Origin of the sequence: Pseudomonas sp. LH1G9, from assembly GCF_002949975.1 — a bacterium.
Classification (GTDB): domain Bacteria; phylum Pseudomonadota; class Gammaproteobacteria; order Pseudomonadales; family Pseudomonadaceae; genus Aquipseudomonas; species Aquipseudomonas veronii.
The window spans coordinates 5480533-5497957 of sequence record NZ_CP026880.1 but is presented as its reverse complement, the minus strand read 5'-3'; the positions used below and the strand labels follow the sequence as shown (position 1 = coordinate 5497957).

General features: G+C 65.5%; 12 protein-coding genes. 1 reads left to right on the top strand and 11 read right to left on the bottom strand.

Annotated elements, in window-relative coordinates:
- Positions 1–48: 48 nt before the first annotated feature.
- From C5F70_RS25290 to tagH, 11 genes are read right to left on the bottom strand one after another with little or no spacing between them, the layout of a single operon-like run.
- Positions 49–1761: an SUMF1/EgtB/PvdO family nonheme iron enzyme gene (locus C5F70_RS25290; protein ID WP_017849966.1), complete on the bottom strand. Its 1713-nt coding sequence runs from the start codon at positions 1759–1761 to the stop codon at positions 49–51.
- Positions 1754–2938, bottom strand: a complete 1185-nt coding sequence (locus tag C5F70_RS25285; RefSeq protein ID WP_104904242.1) for an ABC transporter permease — start codon at positions 2936–2938, stop codon at positions 1754–1756. The genes C5F70_RS25290 and C5F70_RS25285 overlap by 8 nt, the downstream gene beginning before the upstream one ends.
- Positions 2938–3642 carry an ABC transporter ATP-binding protein gene (locus C5F70_RS25280; protein WP_104904241.1) on the bottom strand — a complete coding sequence of 235 codons (705 nt, stop codon included), beginning with the start codon at positions 3640–3642 and terminating at the stop codon, positions 2938–2940. Before C5F70_RS25280 ends, C5F70_RS25285 begins: the two co-directional genes overlap by 1 nt.
- Positions 3642–6611 carry a serine/threonine-protein kinase gene (locus C5F70_RS25275; protein ID WP_104904240.1) on the bottom strand — a complete coding sequence of 990 codons (2970 nt, stop codon included), beginning with the start codon at positions 6609–6611 and terminating at the stop codon, positions 3642–3644. The genes C5F70_RS25280 and C5F70_RS25275 overlap by 1 nt, the downstream gene beginning before the upstream one ends.
- Positions 6608–7327, bottom strand: a complete 720-nt coding sequence (locus tag C5F70_RS25270; RefSeq protein WP_017849970.1) for a PP2C family serine/threonine-protein phosphatase — start codon at positions 7325–7327, stop codon at positions 6608–6610. Before C5F70_RS25270 ends, C5F70_RS25275 begins: the two co-directional genes overlap by 4 nt.
- Complete coding sequence (tagF, locus tag C5F70_RS25265) at positions 7328–7981, bottom strand: type VI secretion system-associated protein TagF (protein ID WP_104904239.1); 654 nt, start codon at positions 7979–7981, stop codon at positions 7328–7330.
- Complete coding sequence (gene tssM / locus C5F70_RS25260) at positions 7978–11478, bottom strand: type VI secretion system membrane subunit TssM (protein ID WP_104904238.1); 3501 nt, start codon at positions 11476–11478, stop codon at positions 7978–7980. The genes tagF and tssM overlap by 4 nt, the downstream gene beginning before the upstream one ends.
- A complete protein-coding gene (locus C5F70_RS25255; protein WP_017849973.1) occupies positions 11475–12764 on the bottom strand; it encodes a DotU family type VI secretion system protein in 1290 nt (429 codons plus the stop codon). Before C5F70_RS25255 ends, tssM begins: the two co-directional genes overlap by 4 nt.
- Before the next feature lie 6 nt (positions 12765–12770).
- Entirely contained in the window at positions 12771–14105 is a 1335-nt protein-coding gene (gene tssK, locus C5F70_RS25250; RefSeq protein ID WP_046381634.1) for a type VI secretion system baseplate subunit TssK, read from the bottom strand.
- A gap of 18 nt (positions 14106–14123) precedes the next feature.
- Positions 14124–14636, bottom strand: a complete 513-nt coding sequence (gene tssJ, locus C5F70_RS25245) for a type VI secretion system lipoprotein TssJ (protein WP_017849975.1) — start codon at positions 14634–14636, stop codon at positions 14124–14126.
- 52 nt (positions 14637–14688) lie between these two features.
- On the bottom strand, positions 14689–15999 hold the full coding sequence (tagH, locus tag C5F70_RS25240; protein ID WP_104904237.1) for a type VI secretion system-associated FHA domain protein TagH: 1311 nt from the start codon (positions 15997–15999) through the stop codon (positions 14689–14691).
- Positions 16000–16393: 394 nt separating this feature from the next.
- Here tagH and tssA point away from each other — a divergent pair, with 394 nt between their 5' ends.
- Positions 16394–17416, top strand: coding sequence for a type VI secretion system protein TssA (gene tssA / locus C5F70_RS25235; RefSeq protein ID WP_102618735.1), 1023 nt, complete (start codon positions 16394–16396; stop codon positions 17414–17416).
- The last annotated feature ends 9 nt before the right edge of the window (positions 17417–17425 follow it).

Genomic DNA, 17425 nt, shown 5'->3' with positions numbered 1-17425 from the left:
GGCCCACCGCCGCCTGAGTCCCTTCCAAGCTCGCTCTATAGCCAGCGATCAAGACCGCTGACCACTGGCTGCGAGCAATTCCTTCAAGATCGTTGCCGGGTCGGCCCGCTGTTGCTTGCGGTAGTTGCCGACATGGCGAACGAACAGTGTCGCGCGCGTCACCAGGCTTTTGCCGAGCACTGGCTTGCGATCCAACTCTTCCTTGATCCGTTGAAATTGCGCCTGGATCACCGCATCGGTGTAACGCGTGCCGGTGGCCAGGTTGTCGATATAGATCGCCACTGCGCCGTCGAGGGCGCTGCGCCCGTTGGCAATGGCTGCGGCAAACAGCTGCGCGCTGGCCTCGTCCTTGGCGTCCACGGCCTGCTGGCGGCTCTTCTGCAGATTGGTCAGGCGGATGTTGTAGTTATTGATGGTCTCGGCCACCAACGCCGCCGACTGAATCAGGTTGCCCGCCGCTTCTTCGCGTTGCTGGGCGATCAGCGAGACGTTGCGCTTGAGCTCTTCGTTGACCAGCCCCAGCTCGGCTTGCAGGCGTGGGTCGACGCTGGCGGCGATGATGCTGTCCAGGCGCTTGGTCGGGTCCTGGGCGTCATCGATGGCATCGGTCAGCGAGGCCAGGCGGCCTTCTTTCTGCCACTGCGCGAACAGCTCCTTGTAGCGCGAACGCGGTGCCGACAGCGCGCCGATCGCCACGCGAAAACCGGTGGTCTCGTTGCTTTGCTCGGTGCCGTCGGCGGCGAACAACGGGTACTCGCGGCGCATGCCGGTGAACAGCGTGCCTTCGCCCTCCAGGTAATTGCCGCCCTTGACCACAAAGCCGCCATAGGCGCCCTGGCGACGCCCGGCGTGTACCAGCTGGAAGGATTCCTGGACCATTTCCGCCGCGTTGCCGATTACATCGAACAGGCCGATCGGGTTGGGCAATTTGGTGCCGATGGGCAGCAGCCGCGCGGCCTGGCCGGTGCCGCCGGCGACTTGGTTGAACACCGCCCAATCGGCCAACGGGCCGTCGCTTTCGCTGCCCTCGATACGCCGCGGGAACAGGCGCCCTTCCAAGTCCTGGCGGCTCACGGCCTGGGCCCCGCGTGCGGCGAACTCCCATTCCACTTCGGTGGGCAGGCGCACAAAACCCAGGCCGCCGTCGTCCGCCGAAGCACCACGCCCGCTCACCGGCAGCAACTCGCGGTGGTATTTCATCAGCCAGGCGCTGTACACCGCCGAGAAGCGTTCGGCTTCAAAGCGCGACAGCTTGACCTTGGGCAAACGCCCGGCCATGCCGCTGGGCGCATCGCACGCGGGCGCCGGTTCGCCACTGGCCAGCGATTGCGCCTGGGACATCACCAGGGCGTATTGGCGCGCGGTCACTTCGTACTTGCCGATGAAGTAGAGCATCGGCTTGAGCGGGGTCTTGGCGTCGGTCTTCGGCATCAAGGGCGTGATGACGTTGTTCCAGTCTTTCGGCAGGTCCTTGAGGCTGAACTGGCCGTTGATAAAGTCGCGGCGATAGCCAGAAATGAACGACTGCTGATAGCCCGCCTCGCCTTCGGCAAAGGGGTAGCCGAGGCTGATCTCGCGGTCGTCCAACGTGCCTTGGGCCAGCACATAGACGTAGCGGAACACCATGTTGCCTTCGCACGGCAGCGGCAGGCTGACGTCGTCCGGCAACGGCTTGGGGTTGTCGAGCTTATCGCTTGCCTCATCGGCCCACGCCAGCGAGGCCAGGCTCAGCGCCAAGGCGGCGCCCAGTAACTTATACATCTCGGATTCCTTCAGAAGCCTGGATACGCGCCACGCGCCAACCGCCACAGGCTGCCGCCACGGCGCTGACGCCGAGCACAGCCACCAGGGCCAGGCCGTAATGACGCGCCAGCAGGTGGCTGGCGTGTTCGCCCGGCACCTGCACGAATAATTGATTCAAGCCCGCCTCGGCCAGGCCATACAGACCCGCACTGAACACGGCGGCCAAGCCGGCGCTGTAGAGCGCCTGCAGCACCACAAACAGCAACAGCGCGGCGGTGGAAAAGCCCAACAGACGCAACACCGACAACTCCCTGCGCTTGCGCGCCACGGCGGCCAGCGCCCCGGCGAAGATCGCCGCGAACGCCCCCGCCAAGGCCAACCCGGCGATGATCCAGAACACGATCGACAGGTTGCGGCTCAACGACTGCACCTGGGCGATGCTCAATGCCTGGGTCGCCACCAACAGATTCTGCCCGGCGAAAAACACCCGCAGCGGCTCCACATCGGTGAGGTTGCGCGCATACAGGCGAAACGCCGGATACACCCGCTGCTCGCCCGCGCCGACCGCGTCGCCGTCCCAGCCCAGCGCCGGCACGGCACGGCCATCGCGGTAGTCTTCCACCGCTTCCAGCAGGCTCAATTCAGCAAACAGGCCGTCGCGGGGGAAGGCTTCCAGCGGCAGTACCGCGAGCACCTGCAAACGCGTGCGCCGGGTTTCGACGCGCCCCGCGACCTGGCGCGCAAAGCCGGTTTCCAGCCAATCCCCGGGCCGCGCCGCGAGCTTCTCGGCGGCGGTATGGCTCAGCACGATCTGCGCCAGGCCCTGGGGCATCGGCAAACCGTCGAGCAGTGGATCGCCCGGCGCAGTCGGCAGCATTTCCAGGGTCAATGTGCCCACCTGCGCGGTCGCCGCGATCTGCCGCGTGCGCGGGATGGCGAACGCCACATCGCCGCGCTGGCCCAACTGCTCGACAAAGGCGCGGTTGAATCGACCACCGCCCAACGGAATAATTTCACGGGTGGCCGGGTCGTTCTCCAGGCGCTCGGTCAGACTGCTGACCAGCCCGAACTTCAGGCCGAACAACACCAGCAACGGCGCGACGACGGCGACCAGCGCCAGCACCGCGCAGGCCGACAGCCACGCATCGTTGCGGTAATCCTGCCAAGCCAGGGAAGCCACCAGACCGAGGCGCATCAGCACACCTCCCCGAGGGTGGCGGTGATGCCGCCATCAGTGTCGCGACGGCAAGCGATACGGCGCACCTGCAAGCCGCTGGCGCGAGCCAGGGGTTCGTCATGGGTGGCGATCACGCAAGCGGCGCGGTGTTCGCGAGCGCGGGCCAACAGCGCTTGCATCACCCGTTCGGCGTTAAGCGGGTCGAGGGACGCGGTCGGCTCATCGGCCAAGACCAATTGCGGCGCATGGGCCAGGGCGCGGGCGCAGCTCACGCGCTGGCGTTGGCCGACCGACAGCGCCGCCGGTTTCTTGGCCAGTTGATCGCTGATTTCCAATTGCTCGGCCAGGCGCGCCACGCTGCCATCGTCCTTCAACCCCAGCAGTTGCCGGGACAAGGCGATATTGCTGCGCACATCGAGAAAGCCCAGCAAGCCGCCGGTTTGCAGGACATAACCGAGGTGCCGGCTGCGCAGCTCGGCCAGGGCGGTCTGCCGATCGGCGCGCCACAACCCGCCGATATCGGTCTGATTGAATTCGAAGCGGTCCACCTGATCCGGCGCGAGCACCAGGGCCAGCAGGTCGAGCAAGGTGCTTTTGCCGCACCCGCTCGGCCCGACAATCGCCACTTGCTCCCCCGTGCGCAGGTGCAACGCCGGAATCACCAGGCTATAGCGCTGGGCACCGACGCCCCGGCTCTTGTGTACCGCGTTCAGGTTCAGCATTACGGCAGCGTCGACAAAGGGACGCGGTACAACGCATCGCCCGGCTCGGCAGCGCCGAAACGGACCCAGTTGGCCAGGTCATTGTGGAAGGTTTCATAGAGGCGGATCTTCGAATCCAGCTCGTCGATAAAGTCTTCCTGCTCGGCCACGCTCAACGACAGCCACAGGTCCTGGGTCATGTTCAGCGACTTGCTGCGGTACGGCAGGCCTTCCAGGTATTCGCCGAGAATGCCGCCATCGGCCAGGTTGCCACCCTTGCGCAGGGCCTGCGGGTCGCGGCTCATATAGGCCGAGGCGCTGGCGATTTCCTGGAAGAAGTCTTTGGGCGAGGTCTGGGTTTTGCGGGCGGCGTCGACGATCAGTTTCAGCGACTGCTGCAGGTCGTTGAGCTGCAATTTGGTCAACATCACGCACACCTGGAACGCCGGCAGCGCCGGGTTGGTCAGGTCGCGGTCGGCGGTCCAGGCGCTGACCAGTTGCGGCGCCTGGCTCGCGGCTTTGCGCCCGAGGAAGTCCATGTGCATGGCGTAGCCGATGGCGGCGGATTTATCCGCCAGGCTTGGCGCGGCGCTCAGCAAGGGCAGCGGCTGCGGCGTGTCATTGCGTACCTGATGCACCAGGTTGGCGAACACCGTACCGATCTCATCGACGCGCTCGCCCAGCTTGCGTACATCGCCACCCGGCACCTTCGTATACAGGTCGCCGATCTGCGGGTTGGCGTCGGCGGTGAGGATGCGGTACTGGCTTTCGGCGCCGGCGTGGGTTTTCTTGCCGGCGTCGGTGCGCAGGTGCAGGGCGTAGATCTTGATCTGCTTGCCCAGCGCCGCCTGGCGCACTTCGGCTTCGTTCATCTGGGTGGCGGCGAACGGGTCGTTCTTGCGCAGCGCGCCGGCGTCGGTGACCAGCAGGATGATACGGCCGCCGTAGCCGGACCAGTCCATGCCTTCGACAGCCTGCATCACCCCGGCAAACGCGTCCTCGTTGAAGGAGTGACTGGACACGGTCGACGCCTTGACCCCGCGCGCCAGGTCGAGGAAGCGCTGCGGGTCGCGGCCCTGGTCGAGGGTGATCAGGGTCTTGGCCACGTATTCCAGGCCCGGGGTTTTCTTGATGCTGTTGCGAAAACCCACCAGGCCGAAGCTGACGCTGTCCAACTCGCCGCGTTCGGCGATGCGGGTTTGCAGCTCGTGGACCACATCGCGGACCTGGTCGATATACGGCTGCATCGACACGGTGGTGTCGACCACCAGCACCACCGCCGTGCGGAAGGCATCGGCATTGGCGTTGATCAGCGCGGTCGCGGGCTTGGCGACCGCGCTGCTGCCAGGGTCGATGGACGCGACGTTGAGCAACTGCACCGGCTGGCCGTTGTCGTCGAAGCTCTCTTTGGAATCGAAGATCGGCAGCAGGTAGAACTGGTTCTGCGGCACCGCGCTGGCGGCCGGCTCCAGGGCCAGCACCTGGCCGTTGTCGTCGCGGTTGTTCTGCGCCTTGGCCAGCACGCCTTTGGCAGCGGCGGGGTCGGCCAGCAGCTTTTCCACTTCGCCGGATTGGCGCAGGAACATCACCGGCGCCCGGCCGGAGCGTTCGGTGAACTTGAGCACCAGGCTTTGCTTCCAGTCGCTGACCTGGGCGGCCGGCAACCAACCGTCGCTGCGCCCATCGGTGGCGGCACCGACGCGCAGCCATGGGCTGCCGTCGACGTCCTTGCGCTGATACACATAGAGCACGGAAAACGCCGGCAGGGCTTTGCCTGGCGCGCTGCCGGCAGCGCTGGCGAGTTTCGCGCCGGGTTTGCTGAGCACGCGCTGGAACAGGGTTTTCTTGCCCGCCATCAGCAAGGGCCGTTGACCGCCGTCCACTTCGGCGACCGCCACCGGTGGCGTCACCTTGGGCACTGTCGCAGCCGGTAGCTTGGCGGGCTGATCACTGCCGCTCAACCACCAGTAACCCGCGCCACCTATGGCCAAGGCAACCGCCACCGCCACGGCGGCCAACGCCAGCACCGGCCCGCGGCGCTGCTCGGACACCGTGTGCCGTGGGGTTGGCGGCACCACCGGCTGGCGCGCCGGTTGCGGCTTGTCGGTCGGGATCTCGATGGATTGCGGAGTGATGCCGGCCAGATCGAAACTCAGCGGAACCGGCAACGGCCGCACCTGCGTGGCGTCCGGCGACTCGGTCGGCAGTTGATCCAGCGCCAGCAGCAACGCCGCCGCATCCGGGAAGCGCTCATTCGGGTCCTTGGCCAACAGTTTGCGCAGCACGTCCTGATAACGCCCGTGATGCAGCGGCAGTTCCGGCAGCGGCTCGGTCAGGTGGGCCAAGGCCGTGGAGAGCGCGTCGGTGCCGGTATAAGGCAGCTTGCCGACGAGGATTTCATAGAGCACCACGCCCAGCGCATACAGGTCTGCGCGGCCATCGATTTCCTGGCCACGCGCCTGTTCCGGGCTCATGTAGCTCGGCGTGCCCACGGCGAAACCGGCCTGGGTGAACTGGGTGCGGTCGTCCAGGGATTTGGCGATGCCGAAGTCCGACAGCACGGCGGTGCCGTCGGCGCGGAACAGAATGTTCGCCGGCTTGACGTCGCGGTGGACCAACCCCTGCGCATGGGCATAACCCAGCGCCGAAGCGATCTGGCGGATCAGCGTGAGGCCCTGCTCCGGAGTGAGGCCGGCGGCGATGCGCTCCTTGAGCGTGCCGTTGGGCAGGTACTCCATGGCCATGTAATACAGCTCGCCGACATTGCCGATGTCATGGATGGTCACCGTGTGCGGGTGCGACAGCCGCGCCAGGGTCTTGCCTTCGCGCAGGAAGCGCTCGCAGAAACTCGGGTCCGCCGCCAGCGCCGCCGCCATCACCTTGAGCGCGACCTTGCGCTCCAGCGAGCGCTGGGTCGCCAGGTACACGCTGGCCATGGCGCCTTCGCCGATCTCGCCTTCGATGTCGTAGCCCGGGATCACGATGTTCATGCCGATACCTTCACGACGATGGCGGTGATGTTGTCCGGTGCGCCGCGGTTCAGCCCGAGGTGGACCAGGCTGCGCACGATTTCATCCGGGGCGTCATGGTTGAGCACTTCACGGATCTCGTGGTCCTCGACGGTCTTGTTCAGGCCATCGCTGCACAGCAGGTAACTGTCGCCGGGGGCGATCAGCAGGTCGACCACCGCCAGTTCCAGTTGGGCTTCCACACCGATGGCGCGGGTGACGATGTTGGCGCGCGGATGCACACGGGCATCGGCCTCGCTGAGCAGGCCGCTGTCTTGCAGGTCTTGCACGTAGCTGTGGTCGCGCGAAATGCCGTCGAGCACGCCGTCGCGCAGGCGATACAGGCGACTGTCGCCGGCCCACAGGCACACGCCGCGCAAGCCGCGTGCGGCGAACACCACCACGGTGCTGCCCATCATGGTCACGCCACGGTTGGCGGTTTCTTCACGCACGGCCGCGTTGATGCGGATCAGGTCGTTGCGCAAGGCCGCCGAGTATTCCTCGAGGGAACGCCCCAGCGGCACACTGCGCAGGCTGTCGACGATCAGGCTGCTGACGTAATCCCCCGCGGCGTGCCCGCCCATGCCGTCGGCCACCACCCACAGGCGATTCTCGGGCAGGTCCAGGCACGCGTCTTCATTGACCTGGCGAACCATGCCCACATGGCTTTTGCTCGCGGATTTGTACGTCGACCCCATCTACATCACACCTTCTTGTCCGAGCAAAAACTGCGCAAAATCGCTGGTGGCGGGCAGGCCCTGACACCGCAATAAACCAGGGGAAATCGTCTGCGAACCACGCCCCCACCACAGGCTGGCGCCTTCGCAGGCCTGTTCGGCGAGTGCGGTCATGCGCGCATGGGGCACGGTGGCGGCTACCCGCTGCAGCCCGGCGAAACGGCTGTCCACCGCGCGCGGTTCCGTCGCCGGCAAGCCCAGGCTGTCGAGGCCGGCGTTGAAGTTTTCGAAGGTGGCACCGGCATCCAGGGTGCCGAGCAACAGCTCTTCGGCCTCTTCAAACCAGCGGTCCGGGCCACCCACCAGGGACGCCGGGTTGGTGTCGTGATCGAGCAAGGCGACCACGGCCAGCGGGAAATACCGCCCGACCCGGTCGATGCTCGGCATCACCACGCCCGCCGCCGCGTTCGGCCCGCACACGCCGGGCGCCAGCACAAAGCGCCACAGCGGGCTGACCAGATATACGTTGAGCCAACCGGCGCCGAGGCTGTGTTGACTGGCGAGCAGGCCCGCCGCCAGCCAGCTGTCCCACGGGCCGATAAAGCTCTGCGGCAAGGCGCGGCTGACAAAATCGCCGCGACTGGCCAACTTGCCGTAGAAGCCCAACGTCGTCATAACCGCTCCGGCAGGCTGAAGCCACTGAGCACGCGGCTCTTGAACGGGTTGAAGGCGCTGTTGGCACGCAATTCGTAGGCGATGCTCGCACCGTCGACCCGCAGGCGCAGGCTGAAGCGGTCCGGCGCATTGCCGGGCGTGAGGTCCGATTGTTCCAGCAGGCGGAACCAGGCCCACGGGCCGTCCAGGGTCACGCCGGAACGACCGCTGGCCGACGGCGGCATGATCGAAATACGCACCACACCAATACTGCCGGGGTTCGGCCATTGCATCGCCACCGGGCGGCTCGGGCCGTGGTCGTAGCTCAATTGCTGGCCGTCGAGGTCGAGCAGGAACTGGGTGATGCTGGCGTCCATCGCCACCGGCTTGAGCTCGAAACGCACGATCGGCTGAGTACCGCCTGAGCGAAAGAACGCATCGCGGATCGTCGCCGCGCGCTGGAAGGTTTGCAGCACACCCGGCGCAATCCCGAGTTTCTGCGCCGCGCCAGGCTGCCAGCGCCAGGTCTGTGCGGAGGTATCGACGTAGGGCTGCAGGTATTTGCGGAAGTAGTTATCCATCACCCCGCCCACGCCGAAGAACTGGCCGAAATCATCCAGAGTGGCGTCACGCGCGCTGCCCGGCGACATCGGATAACGCCCGGCCAGGGACTGGCGATACACGTTCACCACTTCGCTGACCCACGCCGCGTTCAGCTGGTTGCGCACCCCGCCCATCATGCTGTTGGTGGTCGAGTTGACCACCGACTTGACCATGCCCTGCACCAGCGGCGGCTGGCGCTCGGCGTTCAGGCTGACCCGCGTGGCCGCCGCTGCAGCCTGGTTCTTGGCCTCACCGAGCAAGGCATCACCGCTGGCGCCGACCATGGCGCTGACTTGCACGTACAGCGCGTTCATATCCGCCAGCAGGCCGTCGATGGCCGCCGGCTCGCCTTCGTTCTTGCTGACGATACTGTTGAGCTCGGCGAAGTGCGCGGTCACCGGGTCGTCCGCAGCGGCCGGCGCATCCGCGTTCGGTTGCGCCTGGCCGAGCAGGTTGCCCAGGCGTTCCTTGAGCTTGTCCACGCCGCCTTCGACCGGCACGCCCTTGGCCGCCAACTGGCGTTCCTCTGCCTGCAAGTCGGTTTCCCTGGCCACCGCCACCAGCAGTTTTTTCAGCGGCGAGGTCGGCCCGGAAATCACCCGCAGCACGTCCGCCGCCTGGGCCACGCTGGTGATCGGCACAAAGTCGATGTCGGCGAGCAACGCATCCCACTGGCGCTGGTAGTCCTGGAAGTACAGGCGGCGCACGTCGGCGGCCAGGCTGACCACGTTCTGCTGGTCGGCCTGCTCATGGCCGAGCACCCATTGCTCTTCGGCCAGGGTGCCGGTCTGGTTCAGGCTGCGCAGCAGGAACGCCTGGCGATAGCCCTTGGCGGTGAAGAAACCACTCAGCGGCTCGCCCAACGGCTTGCCGCTTTTGCGGCTGAACACCAATGCGGCGTCGCGGCCGGCGGCTTCGTTGAGGCGGAAGTCTGGAATGCCGTCGGGCAGTTTCTGGCGTTTGACCCGGTCATACACGCGCTGGGCCACTGGCAGTTGTTGCAACTGCCGACGCAGGTCGTCGATCAAGCGCGCATCGAGGCGTGCGCTCGGCGGGTGACGTTCGAACAACGCCTGCAAGTGTTCGGCCAGCGCCTGGCGCTGATCGGCGGGCAGGTCGCGTGGCAGGTTGCGGTCCCAGTCGAGGGCGATCCAGGCCTTGATGAAGTCCGCGTCGTAATGCTCGGTGTCGGCGAGCATCAGGTAGGCCTTGAGGCCCTCGTAGAGGAAGTCGGAGTTACCGCCGCCGTGCAGTTGCTCCTCGATGCGCGTCACCAGGCGCGGCGCGAAGACGGCGATCAACAGCTTGCGATAGACGCTGGCGGATTCGGCTTCGAGCATATCGCCCTGATACAGGCCCAGGCCCTCGGACCAACTTGGCGAATCCCCGGCGAGGTGTTTCACCGCGTTGAGCAACGGCAACACGGCGAGCACTTCGCGCTGTGCCGGGCTGAGGTTCTGTACGGCCTGGCCCAGGGGCGCGACCTTCTGGTCGACCTGGGCGATATACGCCTGGTTGGCGCGATAACTGACCCACCACAGGCTGCTGACCACGATCACCAGCGCCACGGTGGCCGCGAGCACGCCGCGTGCGATCCATTTGCGCCGCCGCTCGACCTGCGGGTTGACGCCCACCAGCCCGCGCTCGGCAAAGGCGACCGCGCTGAACAGTTTCTCGATGAAGTAACTGCGCCCGCTGCCGCTCTGGCGTGCCAAGTGCTGGCGGTCCAGGTTCATGCTCTGGGCCATGGTGCCGATCAAGCGATCGATCGGGCTGCCTTCCTGGGTGCCGCTGGTGAAATACACGCCGCGCAGCAAGACGCGCTCTTCAAAGGCGTTGGGTTTGAACACGCCTTCGAGGAAGCTTTGCAGGCAATCTTTCAATGCGCCGAACTGCTGCGGGAAGCCGTAGATCAAGTCGCGCCGCGCCGGGTCGCGTTCCTGTTGCAGGCGTTCGACCAGGCGTTCGTTGAGGCGCTGTTCGAGGCCGGCGAATTCGCTTTGCAGGTGCGCCAGGGGGCTGTCGCTGTGCTTGCCGTCGTCCAGGGCAAAGGTCATGCCCCACACCTGGGCGCGTTCTTCCTTGCTCAGGTTGTCGAAGAACTCCATGAAACCCGGCACCAGGTCGAGCTTGGTCAGCATCAGGTAGATCGGGAAACGCACGCCCAGCTGGGTGTACAGCTCCTGGATACGCAGGCGAATCGCCGCCGCGTGGGCAGCGCGTTCGGCTTCGCTGCCCAGCAGCAGGTCCGACAGGCTGATGGCGATAAAGGCGCCATCGATCGGGCGGCGCGAGCGCTGCTTTTTCAACAGGTCGAGGAAGCCCAGCCAGGCGGCTTTGTCCACCGGGGAGTTGCTGTCCTGGGTGGTGTAGCGGCCGGCAGTATCGAGCAATACGGCCTGGTCGGTAAACCACCAGTCGCAGTTGCGCGTGCCGCCGACGCCCCGCACCGCCCCGGCGCCCAATTGGGCAGCCAGCGGGAAATGCAGCCCGGAATTGACCAGCGCGGTGGTCTTGCCCGAACCCGGCGGGCCGATGATCACGTACCACGGCAGCTCGTAGAGGTTGCGCCGCTCATCCCCGCCGAGCTTGGCTTTTTTCAGCAGGGCCAGGGCTTCGTCCATGCGCTGGCGCAGGCTGGTGAGTTCTTCGGCGGTGGCGACGCTGTTGGGGTCGGCCGGGGTTTGCGCGGCCAGGCTGCGCATCACTTCGGCGGCCTGGCGACGGGCCTGGAGGATGCGGAACACACGGTAGGCGAGCCAGGCCGCAAACAGCAGGACGATCAGCGCCCAGCGCCGCCCTTCGGGCACCAGCACGTCGAGCAGGGGCCCGACAAACCAGATGATCAGGCTCAGGGCGATCAGGCCCAGCAACGGGATCACCCAGCGAATCATGAAACTGAAAAACGCCTTCACTCGACGCCCTCCGCGAGTACGGTGATTTCAACCCGACGATTGCGGGCACGGCCTTCGGCGGTGGCGTTGGTCGCCACCGGCTCGGTGTCGCTTCTGCCCTCGGCACTGAAGCGATCGCCCTGGCCGGTCTTGGCCGCGAGGATCTCCAGCACCGACTTGGCCCGCGCTTCGGACAAGGCCCAGTTGGACGGGAAGCGCAGCGTGGCAATCGGGCGGTTGTCGCTGTGCCCGGTGACGCGCACCTGGCCCTTGACCTTGCGGATCGCGTCGGCGATGCGCAGCATCAGCGGCTGGTAGTCGTCGACGATGCTGGAGCTGGCCGACGCAAAGAGCTCATCACCGCGGATCGTCACGACGGAACGGTCGACCTTGTCTTCCACCGCGACGCGACCGGCCTTGATGTCTTCCACCAGAAAACCGGCCAGGCGCGGGCGCTCGATCACTTTCGGCTGCGCCACGGGGCGGTCGATGGCCTGCACCGGGATCTCGCCCAGGGCATGGATATTCTTGAACACCGGCTCGGCGTCCGCGGCCAGCTTCAGGCGCAGGCCGAACAGCAACGCCAGCAGCAGCGCCAGGCCGATGGCCACGGCGATCCACGGCGGCATGAACTGCGCCAGGCGATCGCGCGCCACGGTCACGCCGCGCCAGTGCGGCGACAGCTCGCGCTCGTGGTCGCCACGGGCGCTGCGAATCGCCGCGGCGGTACGTTCACGCAGGGCTTCCAACTGGCTGCGACCATCGTTCATCACGCGGTAGCGGCCTTCGAAACCCAGGCACATGCACAGGTACAACAGTTCCAGCAGGTACAAGCGCTCGCGTGGGCTTTGCAGGCAATGGTCGAGTAGCTGGAAGACCTTTTCGCCGCCCCAGGCTTCGTTGTGAACGGTGATCAGCAGGCTCTGCTTGCCCCAATCGCTGGTGCTGCCCCACGGCGTGCTCAACACTGCCTCATCCAGTGCGGTACACAGGGCGTAACGCGCCAGCAGCACTTCGTTGCGCGCCACGCCAGCAGCTTCGGCGCGCTCTTCGAACTGGCGCAGATAGGCCAGCAACTGCGCACGCAAACTGGCCGGCGCCGGGTGGGCGATGGTGTTGCGCAGGCGTGTCAGCAAGGCCAGCAGCGGGCCGGCGGCGCTTTCCAGCGGGTTCAGGCCGTGGCTTTTGCCGGTCAGGATCGGCGCGGCCGGCATCGACAGCGGCGCCGGTTCGGCACGCGCGGGTTCGGGCGCACGGCCACCCGGACGCGGCATGAACTGGGTGCGGTCATCATCATTGGGGTGCATCGCGGATTATCCTCGGATCGCCCAGAAGGCCAGGTTCAAGCCCGGGAACTGCCCGGCGATATGGAAGGCGAAGCCGCCGGAATTGCTCAACTGCTGCCAGTGCTCGCTGCCCCGGTCCAGCTCGTAATAGGTCGAGCCTGCGTGGTACGGCAGTTGGCGCGGCGCCACCGGCAACGGCAGCAGGCCAATGCCGGGCAGTTGCAGGTTGACCAGGTCGCGAATGTGCTCCACCGAGCCGACTTTGCTCTGCTGGCCGAAGCGCGCGCGCAAGGTCTCGCCGGGCACATCGGCGCGTACCACGAGGATGAAACTGGCGCTGTCGATCAGGGTTTTGTCGGCGAGCATTGCCACGTGGATGCCGTAGGCTTTCTCGACGATCGGGATCGGCGTGGCCTTGCTGTCGATCAACATCGACAGCGCTTCACGCAGGGCCTGCATCACCGGGGCAAAACTCAAGGCCAGGTCGTCGTGCTGGTACTGCGGGTATTCCTGGGGGCGCCGGCCGGTGGTGGAGAAGGTAGCGAACTCACCGGCCAGGCTGACCAGTTCGCTGAACAACCGCTCCGGGTGCAGCGGGCTCAGTTGGCTGAGGTGCTGGATCAGCGGCTGGGCACGGTTGACCAGTTGCAACAGCATGAAGTCGGCAATCTCCGACGCGCCGCCCGCGCCCGAAGCGACCACGCGCCCGGCCAGGGCTTCGCCGCGCTGGTGCAGCAGGCCGAGCAGTTCGCTGCGAAACGCGGTCAGCGGTTTGCTCGCGGCCACATCGAGGACTGGCGGGATGTAGCTGTCGTCGAGGACCAGCGCACGGTCGGCGCGTTTTTCCTTGATACGCACCAGGCCGATCGCGGCGTAATCGCTGATGCCGTCCTGCGCGGTCAACAGGCGCAGCGCACGGGAGCCGACGGCCACCGGGGCGCGATTCTCGAACGGTGCGTTGTCGTCACGCACTTCGCGCACCTGGCTCACGTAGCGGGCGGCGCCAAGCGCTTCGCCGTCGTCGACGGTGTCGCGGGCCCCTGCGCGCTTGAGCGGTAAGGCCAGGTAGACGAGACCATCGCGCAGGCTGTCGTCGATATTCAGCGGGCTGGGCGCCAAGTCATCCTGGGGGATATTGAACGGCGTGCCGTCGGGCAACAGGCCGCGTGCCGACACAATCGCCAGCTTGCCCTGGGCCAGCAGGCCCTGATCGATCAGCAGCTCGGAAAACCCCCAGGCCCCGGCCGACAACGGGCGACTGCGGGCGTCGATCAGGTTTTCCAGGTAACGGTCATGCTGCTGGAAGTGCTGCGTTCCGATGAACATGCCTTCCGACCAGACCACGCGATTGTTCCAGGACATGGGGGCTCCGATTGCTTGTTATTGGGCTGGGCTGGATGGGGAAACCACGACGTCCGCACGCACGGCGCGCACATCGAGGCTGATCTGGTATTCGGTGTATTGGCGCGGCGGCACGTTGAGCACCGTGCGCCATTGCGCGCGGTCCAGCTCGCGGTAGCCCACCAACAGGCCGATCTGGCGGGTGGACGGGTCGAGGTCGCGCTGGATGCTCAACTGCTGGCCGGGCTGCACCATCACTTCGTCCTGGTCCAGCAGGTCGAGGCCGAGGGTGGATTGCGCATGGTCAGCCAGGGCGAAGTAATCCGAACGGCCGAAGGTGGCGGCGTTTTTCAGTTCGAAAATCCGCACGCGCACCGGGGCGGCCTGGCCGTTGGCGCCGGGGTTGAGCCCGGCAATCGCGTGAAAGTGCAACTCGACGGCAGCGCTGTTCGCTTCAACCTCGGCGGCGCTGGCCTGGGGTTCGGCGACATCCTTGGTACATGCCGCCAGCATCAGCAGGCTGGCCACTGCGAGTAAAAACCTGGGAATCATCCTTCGTCCTCAATGACGTACTTAGCTTTCCGTTTTATCCATGTGTTGCGGCTCAGCGACGCTGGCGTGCGCTGTGCTCTTCGTAGGCTCGGCTGAATTCGCGGCCGAACAGGTCCTGGAAATCTTCCTGGGCCTCGCGGGAAATATTGCTGTAAAGCTCGGTGAACTGCTGCCAGTACTGGGCCTGGCGCGAGCCGCTGAACAGGCTCGACAGCCCGCCGGGCTTGCCCATGCGTTCCTCCAGCTGCGCCGGTTCGAAGCGGCTGAGCAGGTGTTTGATGGCCGCTTCCACACCGGCCATCACCGCCAATTGGTGAGCGCGCAGGTCGTCGAAACTGTCGCGCACTGCGATGTCCGGTGCCATAAACGCTTGGTTGCCATGACGCAGCAGCAGCTGTAGCGCTTCGTCGGCATTCGGGGCGAATTTCAACGGATTGTTTTCCGCGGGCTGGATCATCGTCTGCTGCATGCGGAATTCGCCCTTGAGGCTGGCGCGGGCACGCAACACGTCGATCAGGCCTTCGACCATCAGCCGGTAGCTGCGGCCGATGCTTTCCATCTGGGCTTCGGCCTGGGCCTTGTCCAGGCGCAATGGGTCCAGGCCGGCGCCGCGCAGGAAGGCGTGCAAAAGATCGGGTTGCTGGGCGGCGGCCACCGGGAGCACAGGCTCGACCACAGGTGGCGGCGCGATCACCGGCGCAGGCGGTGGCGGTGCGCTGACCACCGGCGCCGGTGTGTCACCAAACAGGTCCCAATCCTCGGGAATGACCGAACCCGACGCGGCAGGCGGCACGGCCACCGGGGTCGGCGGGCGGAAGTCGTGTTGCTCGGACGGCACATGATCGGCCACGGTCGGCGGCGGCACGGCGGTCGGGCTGAGAAAATCGAAGAGGTCCGGCAAGGTGTCCATCGACGACGCGCCCTGGAACTGCGGCGCGATCACCGGCGTGGCTACCGGCTTGCTGGCGACGGCGCCCATCAGCGCTTCAAAACTGTTCGGGGAATCCCCGGCAAACGCCTGGCTATCCACAGCCTGGACGTTGAAATCGATGCGCGCCTGGATTTCGTAATCACCGATGCGGATCAGCTCGCCATCCTGCAACGGCTCGCTATTACCCCGGCGCAGACGGATGCCGGCGTTAACCAACTCCACACCGTTTGTACTGTTATCGGTTAAATAATAACGACCATCTTTGTATTGAATTACGCAATGTTTCGAGGACACCAGACGCTCGGGATCAGGCAATACCCAGTCATTATCCGAGCTGCGGCCGATAGCTATCGAGCCCTGGTTCAAGGACTTTTCGGCACACTGCCCAGGGGTAATCTTGTGATAACTAGTGATAGTCAAACACAGCGACATCTTGCCTCCTTGCTGATACTTCGCGCGCAATCGATTCCCGGCGAGCGCCTTTCCCGAGAGATCGCGCCAGGCGACGCGAACCACGGTCATAATCTGCTTTTTACCAGCATGATCGCAGATCTTAACTGGCCTCAATGACAAAAACCCTGTCGTGGAACACCACTCGACTCACCAGTCGCGCAGGTTGTTAAGTACCGCACATCTGTCACAGAGGGCGAATAGCTTACCTTGACAAGCCACAACTACTACACCAAAAATGCACAACTTCTTGAATACCAGTGATGGCACATTAGTGGCGCCACATGTATATGACCAAGAAAACATGCAAAGTTCATCACGCAACTAATGCATGAATTGCCCGTCATCTAACGGGCCGATAGGGAGATCGATTTCAGTGGATGTGCCGTTGCTGCTCGCCGCCGTTTCCGCGACTTCGCCATGTGGCGAAGACATGGAATATGACGCGCAATTTCTACAACTGGAGCGTGATGCCAAGGGGCAGCCCGAGCGCAGCATGGGCGACGCCATCCTGCCTGCCGAACCGCCGGACTGGCGCAGCATCCAGCAGCAAAGCCTCGACCTGTTGCAACGCAGCAAAGACCTGCGCATCACCCATTTCCTGCTGCAAAGCGCCCTCGCCCTCCAGGGTGTGGCCGGGTTGGCCGACGCGCTCACGCTGATCAACGCGCTGCTGCGCGAATACTGGGCCGACCTGCACCCGCGCCTGGATGCCGACGACGATAACGACCCCACCGTGCGTATCAACGCCCTGTCCGGCTTGACCGGCGACGCGACGATCCGCCTGCTGCGCGAAAGCATCCTCACGCGCTCGCGCACCTTCGGCGCCGTGAGCCTGCGCGCCGCGCTGAACGCCAGCGGCCTGATGAGTTTTCCCGATGAACAACTCGGCGCCCAGCAGCTCAACGCCGCGTTCCTCGACAGCGACCCCGAGCAACTGCAAGCCACCCGCGACGCCTTGAGCACCGCGCGTGCCGCCTGCGAAGCCATCGAACAACAGGTCAGCGACCAGGTCGGCTCGGCCCAGGGCGTCGACCTCAGCCTGTTGAAGCAACCGCTCAAGCAGGCGCTGCAGATCCTCAGCCAATTTGTACCGAACGGTGAGACCAGCAGCCGCGAACCCGAGGCCGTCAGTGACGACAATGCCCCCTCGGCCGACTTCGCCGCCGCCCCCACCGCACCGCGCCCCAGCGGCGACATCGCCAACCGCGATGACGTGCTGCGCAGCCTCGACAAGATCCTTGCGTACTACACCCGTCACGAGCCTTCGAGCCCGCTGCCGGTGTTGTTGAACCGCGCAAAGCATCTGGTGCATGCCGACTTCGCGGCCATCGTGCGCAATCTGATTCCCGACGGCATGTCCCAATTTGAAAACCTGCGTGGCCCGGACGGCGAGTAAGCCGCCCGA

Coding starts and splice junctions, on each gene's coding strand:
- C5F70_RS25285 (WP_104904242.1), bottom strand. CDS start 2,938: ATGCGCCTCGGTCTGGTGGCTTCCCTGGCTTGGCAGGATTACCGCAAC.
- C5F70_RS25270 (WP_017849970.1), bottom strand. CDS start 7,327: ATGGGGTCGACGTACAAATCCGCGAGCAAAAGCCATGTGGGCATGGTT.
- C5F70_RS25275 (WP_104904240.1), bottom strand. CDS start 6,611: ATGAACATCGTGATCCCGGGCTACGACATCGAAGGCGAGATCGGCGAA.
- tagH (WP_104904237.1), bottom strand. CDS start 15,999: ATGTCGCTGTGTTTGACTATCACTAGTTATCACAAGATTACCCCTGGG.
- C5F70_RS25290 (WP_017849966.1), bottom strand. CDS start 1,761: ATGTATAAGTTACTGGGCGCCGCCTTGGCGCTGAGCCTGGCCTCGCTG.
- tagF (WP_104904239.1), bottom strand. CDS start 7,981: ATGACGACGTTGGGCTTCTACGGCAAGTTGGCCAGTCGCGGCGATTTT.
- tssJ (WP_017849975.1), bottom strand. CDS start 14,636: ATGATTCCCAGGTTTTTACTCGCAGTGGCCAGCCTGCTGATGCTGGCG.
- tssK (WP_046381634.1), bottom strand. CDS start 14,105: ATGTCCTGGAACAATCGCGTGGTCTGGTCGGAAGGCATGTTCATCGGA.
- C5F70_RS25255 (WP_017849973.1), bottom strand. CDS start 12,764: ATGCACCCCAATGATGATGACCGCACCCAGTTCATGCCGCGTCCGGGT.
- C5F70_RS25280 (WP_104904241.1), bottom strand. CDS start 3,642: ATGCTGAACCTGAACGCGGTACACAAGAGCCGGGGCGTCGGTGCCCAG.